The organism is Bacillus cereus group sp. BceL062, assembly GCF_051780025.1.
Taxonomy (GTDB): domain Bacteria; phylum Bacillota; class Bacilli; order Bacillales; family Bacillaceae_G; genus Bacillus_A; species Bacillus_A toyonensis.
Genome location: NZ_JBPWGY010000001.1, coordinates 740820 through 762745, shown reverse-complemented (window position 1 = coordinate 762745; position 21926 = coordinate 740820). Strand labels below are relative to the sequence as shown.

Here is a 21926-nt window from a genome sequence, read left to right as displayed (position 1 = left end):
CTATGAATCAAGAAGAACTAGATAAAAAACTAAAAAAGCAAGAGATTTTAGTAAAAGATGAGAAAGTTTGGTCCTTTACGTATGAGGATCATATTAGTTCTATCGTTAAAGAAGCAGAAAAGAAAGGTTCTTTTGATAATTTACCTGGTAAAGGGAAACCTCTTAATCTTGATAAAGACCTTTCGTACAATCCTGAAAAGCAACTTTATAGAACGTTAAAGAATAATCATGTTTTACCTAGATGGATTGAGCTTTCAAAGGAAATTGATGATTTAAAAGAAAGGCTTAAAGAAAATACAAATACTGAAGAAGCATCGGATTTAATTCGAGCTATAAATAAAAAAGTTTTAGAACATAATTTACTTTGTCCACCAAGTGCGCAAAAAACGAGGGTGAAAACGGATTTTTAACTATTTTCAATTAAGCAATCTCTTGCTATATAATTAAGTAAGGCATTTTCAATTCATTATTAAAGGGAGGCAAATGTGATGAAGAATACGTATCAACTTCAAATTCCGAAAGAACTAGAACAGTATCGTAGTATTTTAGAAGAAAGTGTGAAACCGTATGTTAAAGTGTCTGGAACATTAGCAGAGACAACCCTTTTTGAAAGTAAGTTTGGTGGTTATCCGTATTTACCAATAGATCAAGAGCATCCTAAAGACTCAAATGGACAACCGATGATGTTACTTGCGCAATTAAACCTTGAAGAAATACCACACATTGAACATATGCCTCAACATGGAATGTTACAGTTTTTCATAAGTGCCGAAGAAGATCTTTTTGGAGCAGATTTTGATCATCCCACAAGCCAAAAAGACTTTCGAATTGTTTATCATTCTACAATCACAGCGGATTTAACTAAGGTTATTACTGATTTTAGTTATTTAAACACTTTAGATTTAGAGAATTTTATTATACCCGAAACAGCAAAACTGAATTTTGAGTTAGCTTATCAACCAGTAACACCAAGAGATTATCGATTTGAATTGATTTTTAGTGATAACATTGATTGGGAAGAAATTGTTGATGAAGAAAATAATACAGAGTTAGGCGAACTGTATGATGATTTATGCGAAGAACAAGGACATAAAATCGGCGGTTATCCATTTTTCACACAGACAGATCCAAGAGAATGGGAAGAGAAATACCAGCAACATGATATATTATTGCTGCAAATTGATACAGACGATTCATTACATATTATGTGGGGAGATTCTGGTGTTGCTAATTTCTTTATTCGTAAAGAAGATTTATTAAAACTAGATTTTTCCAATGTTATTTACAATTGGGATTGCTACTAAAAAAATATAAATAATATAATAGCAAGCTAAAAAATCTTCCTGAAGGTGAGGAGGATTTTTTTATGTTACAAATAAACGTTATGTTAACTAGCGTGAAGAACGGTAAGTGCAATAAAAGTCAAGCGTAAATAACAGAAATAACAACAAATAAAGTAAAGTTATAAAACGTGTGTAAATAGCAATATAAACTCATTAAGTAAAACATAAAATAAAATTACTAATTTATATTTTGTATAGAACTAATTTTTTTACATGAAAATTTCTTGCCGATCAAAAATGATTTTGATTCGATAATTCTTAATGGATTATTGATTTGAATTTGCTGTGATGGATTTGTAGCAAAATAAATGATAAAAACTGTAGAAATTCGTTTAGATAAGATTTTATGTGAATCTCACTAGAAATCTCTGTTTCGTCTCATTAAGTATAGTTTACTTGGTTTTTGATACCTGAGATTGCTTTGGTTCTGTAACTGCCTATAATATATATTATGTTAACTAATTAAAAATAATAAACTTATTATATGTTATTGTCAGTCGTTATGCTTCCCCTTTCTCTTTGAATTAATACTGTGTGACGGATTGTGTGGTAATTATATTTATGACAATAAAAAATACAATTCGTTTGAAATAAACACATTAAACGAATTGTATTGATATTAATTCCGAATAAGCTTTTAAATTTAGTTTGCTACAGCAATTGCTTCAATTTCAATTAATAAGTTATCGTTAATTAATTTTCTAACTTCCACAGCAGAACTTGCTGGTGGATTCTTAGTATCAATGTATTGATCTCGAATATCTCTAACAATGGCCATTTGAGAAATATCTGTTAAGAAAAATGTTAATTTTACTACATCATTAAAGTTTAAATTTGAAGTTTTTAATGCACATTTAATATTTTCGAAAACTTGTCGTGTTTGTGTAGCTAAATCACCAATGCCGACTATTTGACCATCAGTGTTAATCGCTACTTGTCCAGATATGTAAATTGTTCGTTTAACGTTAGTAACTTCGACTACATGTGAGTATCCAAAAGTTGGTGGCATCGTTTCTGGATTGATAAATTTCTTTTGCATGGCTCTTCTCCCCCTTGAATATCTTATTTTCTTTATATTAGATTTTAATTTCAGATTATCCCTATTTACTAATAATTATTTATCCATTCAGCTGCTACATATGTAAAAGTATATTAGCACTTTAATTTAAAGTTATTAATGGATCATATACGTTTGATTTTCTTGTGCGCTTGTTATAATTACACCTTGTTTTATTAATTCTTCAGTTACTTTTGTATAGAAAAAGTGATACCACCAGATAAAAAACTCTTCATAAGTTATTTCATTTGAGTATCTGCTGCTGGCAAAGTATTGTTTTAAAGGTTTATCGTATTCTTTAAATAACGAGATTAAATCTTCACTGATTGTGTTTGCAATTTCGTTAAGCGTAGATAAGTCTTTTCTTTTAAACACCGAGATAATAGGTTATGAATTTTGATATAAGCCTAATTTTTCATAAACTACATTTAAATTTAAATCTATTTGTCTATCTGCTGCTACGAAACCTTTTACAAATTGCTTTTTCTTATAATTAATATCAGTATTAGTGTTTTGAAAATATTCTTCAAATATTTCGTTATTTGCTGTTATTAAATTTAATGTAGAATATCGAGGATTTCCATAAAGACCAATTTGCACTTCTCCTAAATCTTAATACGCATTACTATACATCCCGAAAGCCTCTATATCTGCTAGTTCTTGTTCTTGAATAGCATAATAATATCTTTTCTTATTTCTTAAAGGTCGTTTCTTTTTTAAATAGTTTTCTTCAATGTAATTTATTTGTCCAAAATCTAATAACACACCACTATACAGTAAAAGACTATACGATTCTTTAGATAAATGATTAAACGTGTCGATTCTTTTTGAAATAAATTCAATTTGATTTGAATGATTTTCAATGATCTTAAGTGTTGGTTTAATTAGAGGTTCACAAAGATTATAAAGTTTTTTTCCTTCACAAGTTGTTATCACCATACACGTTGGATAGTACCTCCCTCCTGTTTGTTTCAATAGCCCCTCTACTTCTAATGAATTAACGCGCTTTTCAAATTTATCATTTGTCCAATTTAGCATCATTTTTATAGCATTTGACTCAAAACCAAGATGAAATCATTTTAGTTTCATAAGATGTATGTAATATATTCTCCGGACTATTATTAGTGGGCATTTCATATTCCCTCCCTTACTAGTAAATTCATTGTAAAATCTATGTATTTATTAAGTTCTATAAACGAAAATAAGTATCCTCTAATAATCTCAAATTAAAAACCTTAGCATAGATATACTAAGGTTTTTGCATTTTTATAGTGAATGAATTCTTTCATAGTCTTTTTTAAATTGATTATCATTTTTTAACCAACGCTTAAAAGTTGATTCGCTTATTTTTAAATTAGAGCAAGTTGTAGCGATACATTTATTTTTCATATACTCCTTAAGAAAAATTTGTTTTCTCTGCTTAACAGCGGCTTGAGTTCTTTTTAGTTTTCGATCTTGTAATTGATCTAGACTTAGACTTTCTTTCTGAAATACTTCATATTTTCTATGCAAATAAATATCTTTGTCTTTATAAATCCAATTTGAAAATAGTTGTATTGATTTTCTTCCGGATAAAATGACGCGATAATGTTTATTTTGTTTTAGTAAATCGACTGGTAAATTATGATTTTGTAGTATTAGATTTAAAGAATTCATAAAATTATATGATCCACCTACAAAGCTAACTGTATAAGATTCATATTTGACGTAACCATCTCCATCAAAATACCCACGAACAAAATGATGTAAAAATGTATGTTCATAATGTCGTCTTTTATTTTTTTGCTATTAATATTTAGCATGTATACACCTGTTTTTTTATTTTGGTATAGCAGCTGATTTGTGTGTAGTTCTTTTTTTATATCTTCTAAAATGTAACTTTCTTTTTGTGATATGCTGACACATTGATTTTCTTTTTGTATAACGCCGTCAGCTGCTATAAACCCTAAAATATAAGACATGTTATTTGACCAAGTTTTAACATAATCTTCTTTTAGGTCATACTTCCTCTTCCAACTACCTATAGCTCGTCTTGGTACGTTATTGTCTTTTAAAACCATACGAATATACCTTGCAGACACATTAGCAAGTATAGCAATTTCTGAGGTACTCTTCCCTTCTGCATACAACTGGATGATTTCAGATTTTGATAGTTTACATTTTGACTTCTTTTTTCTCTCTATTTGCATCTACATCCTCTCCTTCCTATTGTTCATTAGAGACATATTCTCTTCTATAACATACAACGAAACATATGTTCTTAGATTCTTATAAGAGGAATTTTACTAAATTAAAATAATTTACATTTACTTCATATTAGTTTTATCTGCTGCTGAATGAATTTTATTTTATATATACGAATAATAAATTTGACGAATTTATGAAATGTACTGCATGTAAGATGAAAGGTAAAATGATATAGTTTAAACTACAAATAGCTACAATAACAACATACGTATATTGTTAAACGTAAAAAGGAGAACCAATGAATAAGAAATATAAAAATCAAATTCATACTGATATGAGTTTTAAACCGAAAGATATTATAGATTTAATGACGGATTATTTTAAAATGAAATCAAAGCTGCGTCCTATAAAGGATTTACCTATCGTTTTATCAAATAAAGACGATGAATCTTTAGAGAGTGTTACATGGTTTGGCCATTCTGCGTCTCTTTTAAAAATAAAAGGTAAAAAGCTGTTATTAGATCCTATGCTTGGTGATGCATCTTCCCCATTTCCTATTTTTAATAGTAAGCGGTATAGTGGTGCGTTTTCTTTAGAACGTGAAGACCTTCAAGAAATTGATGCGATTATCATTTCACATAATCACTATGACCACTTAAATTATAAAAGTATTATGGAGTTAAAAGATCGTACGAAGCATTTTTACGTTCCGATGGGAGTTGCACAATATCTTATTAAATGGGGTGTTTCACCTAGTAAGATTAGTGAGCATAAATGGTGGGATGAAATTACGTTTGATACTATTAAGTTAGTATGCGCTCCTGCAAGGCATTTCTCTGGACGAAGTATGACAGATAGAGATCGTTCGTTATGGTGTTCATGGCTTATTCTTGGTCAAGAAACTAAAGTCTTCTTTAGTGGTGATAGCGGATATGCTCCTCACTTTAAAGAGATTGGTGATAAATACGGTCCATTTGATCTTACTTTAATGGAATGCGGGCAATATGATACACGTTGGTCTGCTATTCATATGTTGCCAGAAGAGACGGTACAAGCTCATATTGACGTTAAAGGAGAATTACTACTTCCGATTCATTGGGGTGCTTTTACATTAGCGTTGCATGAATGGAGCGATCCAATTGAACGCGTTACGAAAGAAGCAAAACGTTTAGGAGTTACAGTTGCAACGCCACAAATTGGTGAATCAATTACATTAAAATCTACAAACTATCTTTCATCAGCTTGGTGGCGCGAAGTTTAATTGTATATGTAAAAAAGAGCGAACCTTTTTATAAGGGATTCGCTCTTTTTGTAATTAGGTTTCTTTGCATTTAAGCGCACCTATTAGTTAAAAATTATCCGCTCTTTTATGTTAAAAGATTTACTTCTTTAAAAATATTTCTTAAATAATTACATCTGCTTCTTCCTATTAAATTTGCTATCCAACATAACCAATTCTTCATTCCTATAATCTATTAATTTATGATTAGATAATACAAAATTGTGCTCTAATATGAATTCATTATGAAGTACTTCAGGTAATAAATTTAGGTAACATCTCTCCTACACCGTAATTATAGTCGCTTAATATCCAAGACACACTTTTCCAATCTAAAATCCCTTCGGATACTTTTTTAGGTGTACCATATGTAACTTCATTTTGTAGTTCTACCACATAAATATACATGCCACCAGAGTAGGAAGAGTCTTCTCACTTAACAATTCCTTTAAATTGAATTTGATTTTGCTTAACATCTATATCAGTCTCTTCTTTTATTTCACGAATTGCACTTGCTAAAGGTGTTTCTCCCGGTTCTATCTTTCCTCCTACCCCGTTCCATAATCCTTTTACAGGGTCATATTCTCTATTTAGCATCAGTATTTCTTCATTTCTTTTTATAAAGCATAAAGTGTGCTTGTGCATAATGTAAGCCCTTCCTTTGTTCCTAATAAGCTCTTACTGGCGATATAAGATGTACTGCGGCAGATTGCTCTCCTGCTTCGATTAATATCGGTCTCATTGAACCACCAAAACTTAAAGTAACCATTTCTTCTGTTATTGCCCTTAAAGCATCTACCATAAATCGTCCGTCGAAAGATATATTTAATTGTTTTTCACCTTGAATCGCATCTACTTGTTGTGTTTCAGCTATTTTACCAATCTGAGAAGCGTTAGAAGAAATTTTAATTGTGGATTCGTTTATGATTTCTAAGTTGACGTTGTTATTTGCCCATTCACTTGCTAATAAGCTCGATCGATCTACACCTTGTAAAATCTTTTTTCTTTCTACGTTAATAACCGTTTGAAATTCATTTGGAATGAGATTAGATATATTAGGATATTTCCCTTCAATGAGTCTTGAATATAACGTAGTTGTTCCGAATGTAAAAATAACGTGACTGTCTGAAAGGTATATGTATACGAATTCCGTATGACTGTTCATTAATTTTAGAAGTTCACTAATGGTTGCGCTTGGTACGATACAATTTGCTTTCGCATCTGAAGAAATTAGCGTTTCACGTATAGCTAGTCTATGCGAGTCAGTAGCAGCGCAAACTAACTTATTATGATCTAACTCTATATGTACTCCGGTGAGAACAGGTCTGGATTCGTTTTTAGCTACTGCAAAGACAGTTTGTTTAAACACTTCAATCAATTGTTCTGTTTCTACTTGTATTTCTGCATGATCCTCTATAAGTGGTACATTCGGAAACTCATTTGCTGGAAGTCCATTTAAGTTTAATGTGATTTCTTCTGATTGTATCGTAATGATTTGTTCATTCTTACTTTTTATTACTATATCACTTGGCATTTTCTTTATAATTTCAATGAAATATTTTGCAGGTACAACAATAGTTCCTGCTTGTAATATAGTTGCAATCTGTTCGTCTTCGATTGAATTAGGTATAAATTTTTTAATAAAAACATTCGAGTTACTTGCGATTAAAGTAATTCCAGATTGATCGGCTGTTATTTTGATACCAGATAATATAGGAATTAAAACTTTTGTAGATATAGCTTTACTTACTTCTGAAAGTGCTTGAGTGATATGTTTGTGATTAACGATAAACTCCATGTTTTTCCCCGCCTTAAATGAAATAATTTATTTATAAAGATTGATGAACGATTGTTCCGTTAAAAAAGTAAGGTACTATTTCTTTCCTTTGTAAAAAATCTAGTAACTGTTCAGGTATACGTAAATACGGTGCTGCTATATGTAATTCCATCCAAGTAATCTCTTCGATTTCTTTTGGACGGGATATATATGTCTCTCCGCCGATTATTTCACCTAAAAAATTAAAGAAAATGGCATGATGGCCTCTCTCCTCGAAAAAGGCTTCGCTTATGGAACAAATCCCCTTTACAGTTATATGTAGCCCTGTTTCTTCTTTTACTTCCCGAATGACTGCCTCTTCTAACGTTTCCCCAAATTTAACTGCGCCACCTGGTAATGTGTAATAAGATCCATTTTTCCCTTTGTTTTTTACCATTAAGATTTTTTCGTTCGTTTTATCGTACAAAAGCGCGTATGTAACATTAACCTTTTTCATATTTACCCCTTTATTAATAAGAATTTTCTGTCTCTATTTCATTTTACCAGATACATACAAATTAAAAAGAACGTATTTTGATATAGATGATTCAAAATACGTTCTTTTCAATTCATTAAATTTTATATATTGAGATTAATTAATTTTATACACTTTATAACCTTTTCTCTAAATAATAATGATTATGTCCTTTTGGATGATCTTCACTCACTCCAATTACTTTAAATCCATGTTTTTTATAAAAATCCGGAGCTTGAAAGCTAAACGTATCTAAGTTGATTAGCCTACATCCTTTTTCAATTGCAAATTCTTCGATAAGTTTTATTAATTTACTTCCGTATCCTTCGTGTCTGCATTCTTCAGAAACCCATAGAAAATCAACATGTACATGGTGCCAAAATGTTATAGCTGTTATCCCTCCTACTATTTCCTCTTTTTCATTTTTCACTATAAAACTAACCTTTTCTGAAGGAGCTTTCTCTTCATTTGAAAGATGCTTTTGATTATATTCAATTACTTTTTCTCGTATGTAATTACTATCTTCTTGAACCCATTGTTTTACTATCTTCATTTTACATATCACGCTCCTTTTATTTTATCTATTCCATTTCATAATTGTATTGTCCTGTCTTTACTAAACAATGAAAGGAGCATAGTTAACGTTGTAATGAAAAAGAGCCCTAGCATAAGGACTCTTTTTAAAACTAAGCTATTTTTCGATGTAACTGCTTGATTTCTTTTTTCTTCTCTATATTTGGTGGACGAATTAATATAGAAATAATGAAAGAAATCGTACATAAAACACCTATTGTAATAAAGGTTGGTTGAAATCCACCAAGTAATGCTCCAATGAATGAACCTGCAAGTGCACCAAATCCGAAACCTTGATATACAATCCCGTAATTTGTACTATGATTTTTTAAACCGAAGAAATCTCCGACAATAGCTGGGAATATTGTAATATTACCGCCGAAGCAAAAGGCGACACTTGCTACACAAGCAAAATAAATCCCGTAATTTAATGGAATGAAACTAAGAGTAAAGACGGACACTCCAATAATAATAAATGTTGCAGAGACAATTTTCATTCTACCAATTTTATCTGATAACGTTCCAAGAATGATTCTACCTACTGTATTAAAGACTGCAATCATTGCGACGGCGTTAGCGGCGGTTGCTGCACTAAGTCCAACGAGTTGTACTCCGATATCTTTTACCATACCAATTAAGTACAGACCACCCATACACGATGTGAATAACATGAAAAACAACAGATATACTTGTTTCGTTCTCATCATTTCACGTGGCGTATAGTCATTGTGTAATGTTTCTGTTACCGTATTACTTACAATCGCTTCACGTAAGAAGAACGATCCGATTAATACTAAAAGTAAGACGATAATGCCCCAATATAAAAATGCTTGTGATACACCAAGGCTATCGATAAGATTTCCGTTTATATATCTAAAAATTAAACTGCCCATTCCATATGCTGAAACAGATATTCCAGAAATAAGTCCTTTTCGATTTGGAAACCATTTAATTAAATTAGATAGTGACGTAATATAAGCTGTTCCATCCGCATATCCAACAACAACACCAGCTAATAAATATAGTAATGGTAAGGAAGAAACTTGTGAACTAAGTATTAAACCGAGTCCTAGAACAATTCCTGCAGTAGCGATAAGTTTACGAAGTCCTAATTTTCGCTGCAACTTTGCTGCAAACAAGGTTGAAAATGATAAAGAAAAGCTTGTTATGGAGAAAGTTATCGCAACTGAATTGAGATTCCATCCGAACTTACTTACAAGGGGTTGATTAAATAAACTCCATGTATAAATTGTTCCAAGGCCAATTTGAACAATGATTGTACCTAAAACAATTAATAGCGGATTTATAGAAGTTTGTTTCATACTAACTGTCCCCTTCTTTTATCTTGACATGAATTTTCACAGTTAGTATATCCATTGAAAAATACAAGATACTGTACGGAAAATGGAAATTAAGTTTATGTACACAAAAAGACACTTCATAATGAAGTGTCTTTTCGCAGGTTATATCAGATACATTTAAAGAAAGCTTTGTTAAGATAAGCCATTTTCAAGTGCTTATGTATATATGTTATCAAATATTTTCTTACATGTGATGGGACTTAAGACGTATTTTTTATTCGTCATATAGTCGGATGAGAAATTAATATTCGATTTCATCAAAATCTTTCGGTTGCGGTACAGTTTGCATGTTAGCTGCATCTTTCGGATCGCTAAAAATTGCATTTTGCTCTGTATTTACATCTTTAATATTTTGCTTTTTATCTTTACTCACTTTATCTTTCAAATTCTTTCCCTCCTTTTTGTTATAGGAGTAATTATGCCCTATTACAGCTAGTAAATGTATCGGCGACTAAATTGCTAAATTCACGTAAATAATATAAGTAATTATCACCGCCGTAGTTATATCTTTTATTGTACATTTTCGCAACAACTACATTATACTCAGGTATTACTAAAATGGTTGGTCCAGTAATTCCTAATATTTGATACGAACCTTTTGGAACACGTTCACCAAGTTCACTTAATTGTTTTGGTTCATTTTGAACGAACCAAAACAACCCGTTTTGTGGTAGTTCATTATTTTTATAAGCTGGACTCTGCAAGCTAGTAGCAATTTTTATAACTTCTTTTGGAACAACTTGTTTACCATTTATCATGCCTTGATTTAAATGAAGGTTGCCCCAATAAGCAAACTCTCTAGCTGAGACAAACAGATTTTTTTCGGTACCGTCATCTACTGTACCGACCTCACTGATCGCGTCTTCATTTGGATTATTAACAACGTTAACTAAATTTTCATTTTGCTGTATTCTCCATCCTGTTTCTTGGAAATTAGCAGGAGTAAATACACGCTCCTTTAACAATTCAGGAAAACTTTTATTATAAAGCCGATAAATGAGCTGCGTCATCATTCTTACATTAATATCTCTATACGCCCAATCTTGTCCAGCTTCAAATTCACGGAAAATTGTCCCGTCATCCGTTTCTCCTAGACCGTGTGAATGAGTTACTAAATGTCTAATCGTTGTTTTATCAAGTAATGTAGGATCAAATTCTTTAAAATACTTTATCGCTTCATCATCAATAGAGTTTATTTTCCCATCATAAAGCGCATACGCTACCATGAATCCTAAATAACTTTTTCTCGCAGAAGCGACGTTGAACTGTGAAGATGCTGTTACTTTTTTACTAGTAGATGTATTTGAATGATATCCACTATAATGCTCTAGTACAATTTTGTTATCCTTTATAATACATAGCGCTGTAGCAGAACTATCGTTTTTCTTTTTTATACTCTCTACCCAAGAAATCAACTTATCGTATGTATACAAATAAATCCCCCTTAATACTCATAAAAAATCACAACATGAAAGAAAAGTATTACTATAAACACCTTTCTTTCATGTGAAATATTATTGATTTTCTATACTTAAATAATCCACCAGTTCCAGCAATTAAAGCAGCTGAAACATCCTGCGCAACCTACACATCCGCCGCAACGTCCTGCACAACCACCGCATCTGCCGCCACATCCACCACAGCGTCCACCACAACCTCCGCAGCCACCGCAACGACGTCCATCGTCTTGAATATAATAGTATGGATATTGATTTTGTTGTTGATCCCAATAAACTACATTACCAGATTGATAATCATTAAGGTTTAATGATTGTAGTTCTTGTTGAAACTGATTCATTACGAACCCCTCCATTTATAAGTAATTCCGCCCAAATGTAAAAAGTTTATATATTTTTGTAAACCAAATAGAAACAAAGCTACAGACTAAATACGTACATCAACAAAATATGAACTTACACTAGGTGATGTACCTTGTTTTTTAGCCTATTTTCTTTATATCCTTTCGATGGACGTATTTACTATAAAATAGAGTGATTTAAAAATTACTTATCCAACAATTTAGTAGTTCATCACTTAATTTTCTTTCTAGTAATTCTTTAACGGAGGGCATTGGCATGATTTTATAAGTTTTTAAAGATTCTTTACTATAATCTATCCAATGAAATGCTAAATGAGATTCTCTAGACTTTGGTGATAAATCAATATACAACTCTTTTGAAGATACTTCAAAAATGTGGTTGATTTCATGATGAAGCATTCCTTTATCTTGCCATCGGTTTTCTATAACTCCTAAAAATTGTTTTATACTGCAGTTTACTCCAAGTTCTTCTCGTAGCTCTCTTATTAATGCATGCTCTGCTGATTCCCCGATTTCAACATGGCCACCTGGTAAAAAATAATGATGCCCAATATATTCAGCAACCAATAATTTCTCATCTTTTATCACGACTGCTCGTACAATATGATGGAATTTACTTTTCAATTGATATTCCTCCTAGTCATTCGCTATTCCCTTGATTAAAGTAGTCATTTTCATTTCACGCCAATACTTAATAAAAGTTAAACAAATACACGATATACTTCCTCGCCATCATAATCATGTCCCAATGGTTGAAAACCGTAATTTTCATATAATTTCTTTGCACATATATTATCTTTATGTACTGTTAATCTTATTTCTTTACACGCCTTAAACGTATTTTTTATTAAATAAATACTTTCTTGTAATGCCGCTTTTCCATAACCATTACCTTGCTGCGATTGATCAATAATAAATCCGTTAATCCAATACATATCCGATGACTCTATTACAACAGCATGCATAACAAAACCAACCATAAGGTCACCATCGTATATAGCAAATGGTATGTATTCTACATTGTCACCATCTGGTTTTATATATACTTTAGCAAGCGAAACTGCTACGGATGGAACAAATTTCAACTGATTTTCTTTAACTTGTAACTTTAATGCATCTTCCCAATTCTCTCTCGTAACAACCTTTAACTGGACATTCAATATTGTAAGCTCCTTTATAAAGAGGATATATTTTTATATTCAACGTAGTGAAATAATTCCCTTTTTCGACAACAGCTTATAACATGATTTTTATAAAATCTTGAATGAATTTTTCTGCATCTATTTCTAAAGCTATACGGGCTCCTTCAGATTTAGAGTTAGGGCGAAAATCAGCAAATGTTTGTCCTTTCGTATCTCCGTATGTATCTACATTCACTGTACGATGCGCAAATTCAAAAAAACTTGGGTTAACTAATCCACTTATAGCAACCACATCATGTAGCAAAGGCCCTTCGATAGATGGATTAAGTTTTTGGTATGCAGATAAATAGTAATCATACATCGGTTTCATTATCGTATGAAATGGATTCTTTGAATTAGCTTGGATATAATTAAATACATTTGGAGTTAACACAGCTTTATTTGTTACATTTAAAGGGAATATGAATAAATTCTTTGCTTGCTGAAAAACAATTTTACTTGCTATAGGATCTCCATACACATTTGCCTCTGCTAATGGAGTAACGTTTCCTACTTCTAAAAAGACACCACCCATGAAATATATTCCTTTTACATTTAGTATTAAGTCATTCCATAAATTAAAAGCAATCGCTAATGAAGTAGATCTTCCTACATCAACAATTGTTAAATCTTTTCCATACTTTACAAGAATTGCAGCAATACTACCAAAATTATATATCGGAATAGATAATACGCTTTCTGGAACATGTATGGGCCCTAATCCTTCTAATCCATGAATTTCAGGATAGTACGTTGAAATTTCTTCAGTAAGTGGTTTTGTTGCGCCGCTAATGACAGGAATGTCTTGCCTATTTGCTAACTGTAAAATATACGCCGCATTATGTGCAGCATGTATATGCTCAACATTTCCATATCCAGTTACAATACCGACAATTTCAATTTCGGGATGCAGTAAACCATACATAATGGCAAATGAGTCATCAATTCCTGGATCTCCAAAAAATAATACTTTTTCCAAGAAATACTCTCCTTCCATAAAAAAATAAAGCAAACAATAGTTATGTATATGAAAAATGCAAGTATATCTATGCAAATTTTAGAATGGATAATGTGTTACGGGATATTAAAAAGGAACTAGCGCATGCTAATTCCTTCTCCCAGCTAACCATTATCAAATTCTATTATTTATCATATCCTTCATACATTTCATCATTTATTAGATTTTGTATTTCTTTATCATCAGGTACAGGCTTCCACCAATTTCCCGTAATAAATAGCATCGTTAATAAATTATAACTATCACTAAAATAGCTTTCTCGCTTATTCTTCATCCAATCCCAACCACTATTTACCCACTTTTGATTATTATTACTCGTTATACTTGCAGCAATAAATGGTGAAACGAATACAGCAGTTGAATAACTACCAATATTTGATCCGTTTAATTGATAGCCATCCACAATTTTAGAAGGATTTCCATTCGTCTTATTTTGAATCCATGAAGAGACTTTATCAGAGATGACTTTACTTCTTTTCTCGCCGTACATCGCATAATCCATTACAATTCTTAATGGTACCCGACTAGCATTGTAATAATATGAATTTGTATATTTTGACTCATCTAAGAAATCTTTAGGTGCGGGTTGTGGTGGATTTTTTACAACAAAATCTGAAATAAGTCCTGTATTTGGAGAGTACTTATTATTAAATTGCGTATATACATCGTACAAATTATTAATAACAGTAAGCCAAGTTTTATCACCTGTAAATTCATAAAATGCTCTAATGTGTGACATCATCCAATCAGATGGCCTTGTATCAAGTGAACTTTTAGAATCCCAATCTCCTAAATTTAGTCGGTTATTATTCGTAACATTACTAGCTTTAATACCTTTTGTAATCATGTTTTGTGCTTCTTTCAAATAATTAACTGATCCATTTGATCCCCACTGCTTATGAGCAAGGAGAAGTGAATATGCAATATCTAAATCTCCATCAGTAGCAGAATCAAAATGTCCTTGTGCTTTTTTATTATCTGCTACAACCCACCCCATTAAATTAGGATTTTGAGAGCTTTTAAAAGTTCTTGCTGTTTTAAATAAACCGTCATAGATTTTTTGGGCATTCGAATCATAACCAGCCATTAATACTGTAATTACCATCCCATACCCTTGTCCCTCTGAAGTTCCAAGTGGCTTAAACCCATCGGCATCACCCGTAATCTCTCCTTTTACATAATAACCACCAGGTAAAGAAGATAAATCATTTTTCAAATATTTCTTTTTCCAATTATCGTAGTAACTTATTACAGAAGCATTTAAGCTTTCCTGTGTAACATGATTCGGTTTTATAACACCTGCATAATTAACTTGCTGAGGAAATGGTTTCATTTCTTTTGCAACAGCTACTTGTTGATTCATGACAGGGATAGAATGTTGTACTGAACTATCCGTTACATTTGCTGCAAAACTAGAATTAGAAACACTAGCTAATCCGATACCTATAATAGAAAGGCATGTAAAAATATTTCTTTTTCTATTCATTATGTTGTCATCTCCTTTTAAAATGTTTACTACATAAAATGTAACATACAATATTTAACTGAAATACAAAATATTATATTTATCAACATAAGAAAGAAACTATATCAAAAAGTATCATAAAATCATTGTCTAATTAAGTTATATCGATTTATTGTTTACTAGATTCCTATGTTTTTCTTTTCTTACTACTCGTATATGAGCAATCAATATCCCAAGTATAGTAATCCCACCTCCAATTACAGAAATAAAAGTCGGTACTTCACCTAACCATACCCAAGCTATAAAGCACGCAGTGACTGGCGTTAAATATAGAGAACTTGTTGCCTCGGAAGCACCAGCACGAGATATAATATACGCTAAGGCAAGATACGGGAGTACTGTTGGAAATAAGCCTAAATATATAACACTCACATTCACTTCAAGAGGAGCTGCTAGTATTTCTGTATAAATTCCCGGTAAGAAAATAAGCATACATACAGTGCTAGATAAAATTGTATATATGGTAAATAGCAAAAAGCCGTACTTTTTCAAGTAAGAAGTTTGGAAAACGAAAAATAGGCTTTCTGAAACGGCTGCTAATAATATAAATAATCCTCCACTATTAAATTGAATAGAACCTCCTTGACTAAATGATATGAGAGCAATTCCAATAAAACTAATTACAACACCGATCCAGCCATTTAATTTCATTTTTTCATTCAAAAAAACAGAAGCAAGAATTGCCGTCACTATTGGAGTGACTGAAATTATTAAACTTGCAGATCCAGCATTTACTGTTTTTTCGCCGTAGTTTAATGCAATGTGATAAATAGTAAACCCTAAAGCACCGAATATAAAAATCGCTGGAATGTCTTTCAAATCAGGTAATCGCAGTTTGTATATAAAGGAAAACACAAGAAGTATGAATGAAGCGATTAACAAGCGTAGTAAAGTAAGATGTTCAGGTGTGTATGATTCAAGCCCCATACGAATTGCCGGAAATGCAGTTCCCCATATTAGAATCGTAAAAGCGTGAGCACATATGATTTGTAAATCCCATTTTTTATTAAGCATGTTTTCTCTTCCTCTCCAATAAACCAACCATTTTCAAATTGCCAATTATTTCTTTTCATCATATTTAATAGTTGATACAATGTCTTCAACCAGTTATTTATCGAAAAAACCAACCACTTTTCATTTTTAAATAAACGAGGGAGTTTTTTATATGACAATCGATAAAAAGGTGCCCAAATATCGGCAGATAATAGACTGTATGAAAGAAAAAATTGAAAACGGAGAATGGCCAATCGGAAGTAAGATTCCTAGCCAGCGGCAGTTAGCAAAGTTATTTCATGTAAATCGGAGTACTGTAATAACTGCGCTAGAAGAGCTTATGGCTGACGGCTTAATTCAAGGCCAAATCGGGGCAGGAACAATTGTTATGAATAATACGTGGTCCTTATTAGCAACGAATCCCCCGCCTAATTGGAGTGAATATGTAAAGGCTGGTATTCATAAACCAAGTAAGGTAATGGTACGTGAAATAAATGAAGCAGAATCAAATAAAACACTTATCCATCTTAGTAAAGGCGAACTTGCCCCGCATCTTTTCCCACTAGAAACGATGCAATCCATTATGAAAAACGTTAGTGAGGAATTAGATTATTTCGGATATGAGGAACAAAAAGGTTTTTTTCCGTTACGTGAAGCAATAAGTAATTACGTAAAATCGTTTGGAATACACGTATCGCCTAACTCTATATTAATCGTCTCCGGTGCATTACAAGCATTACAATTAATATCAATTGGTCTTTTACATAGAAAATCAACCGTTTTACTCGAACAACCTTCTTACTTATATTCACTTCATGTTTTTCAATCAGCAAATATACACCTATCTGGTATAGCGATGGATCATTACGGGATTTTACCTAGCGATTTATTAACACGTATTAAATATAGTCAAAAGAAAAATATTTTATATTCTATTCCTTGTTTTCAAAATCCAACAGGGATATTAATGTCTGAAAAGCGCCGGAAAGAAATATTAAAAATATGTGAAAAGGAACAGTTACCTATCATCGAAGACGATATTTACCGTGAGTTATGGATTGATGAACCACCTCCAGCTCCTTTAAAATCGATAGATAAACATGGACATGTATTATATGTTGGTAGCCTCTCTAAAACACTTACTCCAGGACTTAGAATTGGATGGATTATCGGACCAGAACCTGTTATTGATAGATTATCAGATATAAAAATGCAAACAGACTATGGGTCTAGTTCTTTATCTCAAAGAGTTGCTGCTGAATGGATAAATAAAGGTTTTTATGAAGACCATGTAGCGAACGTAAGAACGCATTTAAAAGAACGAAGAAAAATGATGGTACAAGCTTTACATATGTATTGTGCAGACATAGCAACTTGGGATATTCCTAGTGGTGGATTTTTTATATGGCTAAAGGTTGTACCTAACATTCCGATGAAGAGACTATTTTCAGAGGCACTATCAAAAGGGATTCTTTTAAACCCAGGACGTATTTATGAAGAAGAATCAGATCAATGTATACGTTTATCGTATGGATATGCTTCTCCAGAACAAATAATTACCGGGATAAAATTGTTAAGTGGATTAATCCGTAAGTTAATGATATAACAAAAATCCTCTTTTATTTATAAGAGGATTTTTTGTGTACCTTATTTACCACAAACGCATTTCCTGTCCCAATAAAATAAGTTCTTCATAAGGATCTCCGTCAATTTTTAATACTTGAGCAAAAGCTAGTTCTGTTTTTATCCCTTGTTCTTTTAAGCGAATAATTTCTTCCCTTATATGTGGATTCTGCATTAATATCATGTGCTCAACAATCATATGTTTATATGCATTTTGGCTACGCACTGGCTTAGGTTGGGCAAATAATTCAAATTCAAAACCTTCAAATTTAAAATTCACCTTTATTGATTCAGTATTTTTAATTTTTTTTTTTTATTTTGAATCCTTCATAAGAACCATATAAAGATCTCATTTCCTGTTCAAAAACATCAAAGTTATGTACTTCCATTACAATATCTAAGTCAGATTGAAGAGTATCAATTCTTATAGGTATTGTCCCACAAAGAACGGGACTATACAAAGCTAAATCCTCCATTATGTTTAATGTATTCAAAACATCATATACTTTTTGTTGCTTGTCATTCCCTGATTGTAAATATGTAATAGATGTAAACATGGAAGTCTCTCCTTCATTTCACGTAATACGTGACTCACTAAATTCAAGAAAATTTGTCCGTTTAAATTTGTTCTAAGAGTACCTTTATTTCAATATATTAAGACGAATAAACAATATGTTTCAACTTTTCTCCTATACTGCAATACTATAAAAATAAAAAAGGAGGAATTATTATGAGCATTTTCAACATTCTTTTATCCATACACATTTTATTTGGAACAATATGCTTAATTACCGGTATTGTAGCGATGGTTGCTCAAAAGAAGAAAGGCAAACATACAGAATGGGGCGAAATATATCATGCATCTTATGTTGTTATCACCCTTACTGCAATCATATTGTCCATAATAAATTGGGATAAAATCGCATATTTATTTTATGTAGCAATTTTCTCTTATTCATTTGCGATTTATGGTTACCTTGCAAGAAAAAAGCGTTGGAAAAATTGGCTTCACCACCATATTAGAGGTATGTTAGGCTCTTATATTGGTGCCGTCACCGCACTTTTAGTAAATATAGGCATCCATATTCCTATTATAAATTTACTTCCGCCAATTTGGTTTTGGTTTTTACCTACTTTAATCGGCATTCCTCTCGTAGTCAGTGTATCAAAAAAATATAAAAAGCGTAGTTAAAATTAGTTACATTTTGATTACTTTCTAGTTCATTTTTATTCCATGTTTCCTATGATATAATGGGTTGTATTGTTTTTTACCATCTACATTAAATATAGGAGGATTTTGATGATACTATCACAAGATAAAAACATTAAACTAGCGATACATGGAATTACTTTATTATCTTTCTTGGTCTTTTTCCTCTTTGGTAATACACTTTTTTTTATACCCCTCATACTTTATTTCGTTTTCAAATCACAAAGTATAAAAGAAATGAATCTAGAATCAGCCCTTTTTCAATTTGGAGTATGGCTCGCTGTATTTCTTTGGAACTTCGTAGTAGTCCGTACGCTCATGTTTTCCTTATTACACATTGACTTGAGTACAAATTCCTTGTTTGTTATTTTTGGAACAATTCCACTATATATAATACTTTTAGCTGCTGTAATTTTAGGACCAATTAAAGGGATTTTATATGAATTACAAAATAAAGAGTTTCATTATCCTATTGTTTCACGATGGGTGCATAGAACTAAATAAAAAGAATCCAATAAAGTTATTGGATTCTTTTTATTTTCTCTTTTGCATAGTTATTTAAACTTCGGCTCAATGTATTCAATGATATTACCATCATGAAAACAGCCGTATATCATTTCCTATCGGGTAATTCTTTTTATTTATGATTTTTTAAATCCAATATTGAATGTAAACGATCCGGATAATTAGTAAACATCCCGTCGACTCCCCATGAAAGTAACTTTTTCATATCTTTTTCATTATCTACTGTAAATGGATGAACTTCTAATCCGTGTTTCTTTATTTTCTTTACGTAAGCTGAATCAATATATTTGTAATTCATACCAAGACCTATGCAGTATGTTTTATACTTTTCTATCTCTAATTCATTTAATTGAACTGACTTTTGATATGATAATAATTGTACTAGTGGGATATTAGCATGTAAACTATGAATCTTTTGCAGACTTTCTTCACTAAAGGATTGAATAATAACTTTATCACTTATTTGGTAGTACTTTATAATTTCTAATAGCTTTTCTTCCATACCCGGATATTCATCTGGTGACTTTGTTTCTATATAATAATTAGCATTATGCCCAAACATTTCTATAATTTCTTTTAACTTTGGAACTTTAGCATTTTCAAATTCTTTCTTTGCTAAATTCGGATATTTTTCATTGAAAAAAGAGCCTACATTTAGTTGCTTCATTTCTTCTAATGTATGTTCTTTTACTAACCCTTTACCGTTTGTTGTACGGTTTACGGTTTCATCATGCATAGCTACTAAATGTCCGTCTTTTGTCATTTGGAGATCAATTTCTATGTAATCCCCCTTCAATTGTTGGCCTAATTTATATGCTGCTATCGTATGTTCTGGTGCATACGCAGAAGCGCCTCTATGTGCGATATTCTTTATATGATTTGATTGATTAATAGCTTTAGTGTATTTATGTTCGTTTATTTGCCGAAAAACAAAGATACTTATTACTATGAAAAAACAAATGATTGTAATTAGAGATATTTTTTTCATAACGGTATGTTAACTCCTATATTTAAAACAATTTGACTTGTATGATTTACTCAAATAAATGTCGATTTTCAAAAACAGTCATTCGTCCAACAGCTTGAAAGCCCGACTTTTTATAAATATTGATTCCATCAGGTGAAGCTTGTAAAACGCAATAAGTATTTTTTAATTTCTTTGCTTCTTGCAGCAAGAAGTTAAACATAGTAGAACCAAATCCTCGTCCTCTCATCTCTTCTTGAGTTGCTATGTCATAAATACCAATACTATCTTTTGTACAGACCAACGAACCAACAGTTACAACTTCATCTTTATACATACCTAAGTATAGCTTCATATTTTCACTATTCCATAAATCGAAAGAAGAAATTTGATTATAGAATGATTGTACATGTATACCTTCCTCTGATGTACCGAATAGATCAGCTAGCGTTTCTCCAAATCTTTGTATTTGTCCGAGCGAAGATGCTTGTTGAATTGTAAAGCCTACTGGCGTGTCTATTGTTGGAGAAATTGTTTTTAAGTCTGCAACCATCGCAATACTATGTTCTGCTTCTTTTAAACCAAATTTTAATAACTCGCTCTTAATAGTCTGCCCTTGTTCTTCATCCCAAAGCCAAACACACATTGGAAACTTCTTTTGATTATAGTATTCTACCTCCTTATTTAATTGCTTAGCTCTATCTGTTACATTATTGTTAAGTAAAGTAATGATATTAAATGTATCTGCAGGTAAACCACAGTCGACAGCAATGTAATCCTTCGTTTCTTTTACATTCATTCCTTGCACAAGTCTAGCAATATATGAGATTTTAAATGTAAAATTATCTAATAGTAACTGTTTATAATTCATAAATTGTGCTCCTTTCATAAAAATTAGTATCCGAACTCTTTGATTTTAAATATAACACATAAGTTATTTACCTTTTTCTATAAAAATATCTCTTTAATTTATGCGG

General features: G+C 31.6%; 21 protein-coding genes and 4 pseudogenes. 6 read left to right on the top strand and 19 right to left on the bottom strand.

All coding sequences use genetic code 11. The features are described from left to right. The first annotated feature begins 2 nt into the window (after positions 1-2). Positions 3-410: a DUF1992 domain-containing protein gene (locus ACS2MN_RS03770; RefSeq protein WP_087951132.1), complete on the top strand. Its 408-nt coding sequence runs from the start codon at positions 3-5 to the stop codon at positions 408-410. A gap of 78 nt (positions 411-488) precedes the next feature. Further along, entirely contained in the window at positions 489-1304 is an 816-nt protein-coding gene (locus tag ACS2MN_RS03765; protein ID WP_087951133.1) for a YwqG family protein, read from the top strand. A 682-nt stretch (positions 1305-1986) separates the two neighbouring features. Here the strand turns inward: ACS2MN_RS03765 and ACS2MN_RS03760 are convergent. The 3 genes and pseudogenes from ACS2MN_RS03760 to ACS2MN_RS03750 form a co-directional block, all read right to left on the bottom strand. Continuing rightward, entirely contained in the window at positions 1987-2382 is a 396-nt protein-coding gene (locus tag ACS2MN_RS03760; RefSeq protein ID WP_001169715.1) for a RidA family protein, read from the bottom strand. A gap of 135 nt (positions 2383-2517) precedes the next feature. Further along, positions 2518-3532: pseudogene (locus tag ACS2MN_RS03755) on the bottom strand (hypothetical protein). A 134-nt stretch (positions 3533-3666) separates the two neighbouring features. Next, positions 3667-4589: pseudogene (locus tag ACS2MN_RS03750) on the bottom strand (LAGLIDADG family homing endonuclease). Between the two features lie 296 nt (positions 4590-4885). On the opposite strand from ACS2MN_RS03750, the gene ACS2MN_RS03745 reads away from it, so the two are divergent. Next, a complete protein-coding gene (locus ACS2MN_RS03745; RefSeq protein WP_001037044.1) occupies positions 4886-5848 on the top strand; it encodes an MBL fold metallo-hydrolase in 963 nt (320 codons plus the stop codon). A gap of 149 nt (positions 5849-5997) precedes the next feature. On the opposite strand, the pseudogene ACS2MN_RS03740 reads toward ACS2MN_RS03745, so the two are convergent. The 13 genes and pseudogenes from ACS2MN_RS03740 to ACS2MN_RS03680 form a co-directional block, all read right to left on the bottom strand. Then, a pseudogene (locus tag ACS2MN_RS03740) lies at positions 5998-6511 on the bottom strand (NUDIX hydrolase). 22 nt (positions 6512-6533) lie between these two features. After that, positions 6534-7664, bottom strand: a complete 1131-nt coding sequence (gene dnaN, locus ACS2MN_RS03735; RefSeq protein WP_000394464.1) for a DNA polymerase III subunit beta — start codon at positions 7662-7664, stop codon at positions 6534-6536. 31 nt (positions 7665-7695) lie between these two features. Next, positions 7696-8139 carry an NUDIX hydrolase gene (locus ACS2MN_RS03730; RefSeq protein ID WP_000757631.1) on the bottom strand — a complete coding sequence of 148 codons (444 nt, stop codon included), beginning with the start codon at positions 8137-8139 and terminating at the stop codon, positions 7696-7698. 154 nt (positions 8140-8293) lie between these two features. Next, positions 8294-8710, bottom strand: a complete 417-nt coding sequence (locus tag ACS2MN_RS03725; protein ID WP_000706730.1) for a GNAT family N-acetyltransferase — start codon at positions 8708-8710, stop codon at positions 8294-8296. Positions 8711-8843: 133 nt separating this feature from the next. Beyond that, positions 8844-10052, bottom strand: coding sequence for an L-lactate MFS transporter (locus tag ACS2MN_RS03720; RefSeq protein ID WP_088056213.1), 1209 nt, complete (start codon positions 10050-10052; stop codon positions 8844-8846). A gap of 280 nt (positions 10053-10332) precedes the next feature. Then, positions 10333-10476 carry a hypothetical protein gene (locus ACS2MN_RS03715; protein ID WP_000653682.1) on the bottom strand — a complete coding sequence of 48 codons (144 nt, stop codon included), beginning with the start codon at positions 10474-10476 and terminating at the stop codon, positions 10333-10335. A 31-nt stretch (positions 10477-10507) separates the two neighbouring features. After that, positions 10508-11524 carry a serine hydrolase domain-containing protein gene (locus tag ACS2MN_RS03710; RefSeq protein ID WP_000288919.1) on the bottom strand — a complete coding sequence of 339 codons (1017 nt, stop codon included), beginning with the start codon at positions 11522-11524 and terminating at the stop codon, positions 10508-10510. Positions 11525-11622: 98 nt separating this feature from the next. After that, entirely contained in the window at positions 11623-11889 is a 267-nt protein-coding gene (locus ACS2MN_RS03705) for a heterocycloanthracin/sonorensin family bacteriocin (protein WP_001071378.1), read from the bottom strand. Positions 11890-12087: 198 nt separating this feature from the next. Then, a complete protein-coding gene (locus tag ACS2MN_RS03700) occupies positions 12088-12534 on the bottom strand; it encodes an NUDIX domain-containing protein (RefSeq protein WP_000836843.1) in 447 nt (148 codons plus the stop codon). Positions 12535-12611: 77 nt separating this feature from the next. Further along, positions 12612-13070: a GNAT family N-acetyltransferase gene (locus ACS2MN_RS03695; RefSeq protein ID WP_001102675.1), complete on the bottom strand. Its 459-nt coding sequence runs from the start codon at positions 13068-13070 to the stop codon at positions 12612-12614. Between the two features lie 76 nt (positions 13071-13146). Further along, complete coding sequence (locus ACS2MN_RS03690) at positions 13147-14070, bottom strand: nucleoside hydrolase (RefSeq protein WP_000416769.1); 924 nt, start codon at positions 14068-14070, stop codon at positions 13147-13149. Between the two features lie 163 nt (positions 14071-14233). Further along, entirely contained in the window at positions 14234-15595 is a 1362-nt protein-coding gene (locus ACS2MN_RS03685; RefSeq protein WP_087951142.1) for a glycosyl hydrolase family 8, read from the bottom strand. Positions 15596-15733: 138 nt separating this feature from the next. Continuing rightward, positions 15734-16648, bottom strand: coding sequence for a DMT family transporter (locus ACS2MN_RS03680; protein ID WP_224993240.1), 915 nt, complete (start codon positions 16646-16648; stop codon positions 15734-15736). Positions 16649-16799: 151 nt separating this feature from the next. Here ACS2MN_RS03680 and ACS2MN_RS03675 point away from each other — a divergent pair, with 151 nt between their 5' ends. Next, complete coding sequence (locus ACS2MN_RS03675) at positions 16800-18233, top strand: PLP-dependent aminotransferase family protein (protein ID WP_224993242.1); 1434 nt, start codon at positions 16800-16802, stop codon at positions 18231-18233. 45 nt (positions 18234-18278) lie between these two features. On the opposite strand, the pseudogene ACS2MN_RS03670 reads toward ACS2MN_RS03675, so the two are convergent. Continuing rightward, positions 18279-18807 (bottom strand): annotated as a pseudogene (locus tag ACS2MN_RS03670) (DUF4269 domain-containing protein). Between the two features lie 173 nt (positions 18808-18980). Here ACS2MN_RS03670 and ACS2MN_RS03665 point away from each other — a divergent pair. Both ACS2MN_RS03665 and ACS2MN_RS03660 read left to right on the top strand, forming a co-directional pair. Next, positions 18981-19442 (top strand): DUF2306 domain-containing protein, encoded by a 462-nt coding sequence (locus ACS2MN_RS03665; protein ID WP_000021723.1) that lies wholly within the window; start codon positions 18981-18983, stop codon positions 19440-19442. A gap of 108 nt (positions 19443-19550) precedes the next feature. Then, positions 19551-19964: a DUF4870 domain-containing protein gene (locus ACS2MN_RS03660; RefSeq protein WP_016108532.1), complete on the top strand. Its 414-nt coding sequence runs from the start codon at positions 19551-19553 to the stop codon at positions 19962-19964. A gap of 133 nt (positions 19965-20097) precedes the next feature. Here ACS2MN_RS03660 and ACS2MN_RS03655 read toward each other — a convergent pair whose 3' ends face one another. Both ACS2MN_RS03655 and ACS2MN_RS03650 read right to left on the bottom strand, forming a co-directional pair. Then, positions 20098-20973: a glycerophosphodiester phosphodiesterase gene (locus ACS2MN_RS03655; RefSeq protein WP_000724034.1), complete on the bottom strand. Its 876-nt coding sequence runs from the start codon at positions 20971-20973 to the stop codon at positions 20098-20100. A 46-nt stretch (positions 20974-21019) separates the two neighbouring features. After that, the gene (locus ACS2MN_RS03650; RefSeq protein WP_001107089.1) at positions 21020-21820 is read right to left on the bottom strand and encodes a GNAT family N-acetyltransferase; all 801 of its coding nucleotides are present in this window, start codon (positions 21818-21820) and stop codon (positions 21020-21022) included. Between the last annotated feature and the right edge of the window lie 106 nt (positions 21821-21926).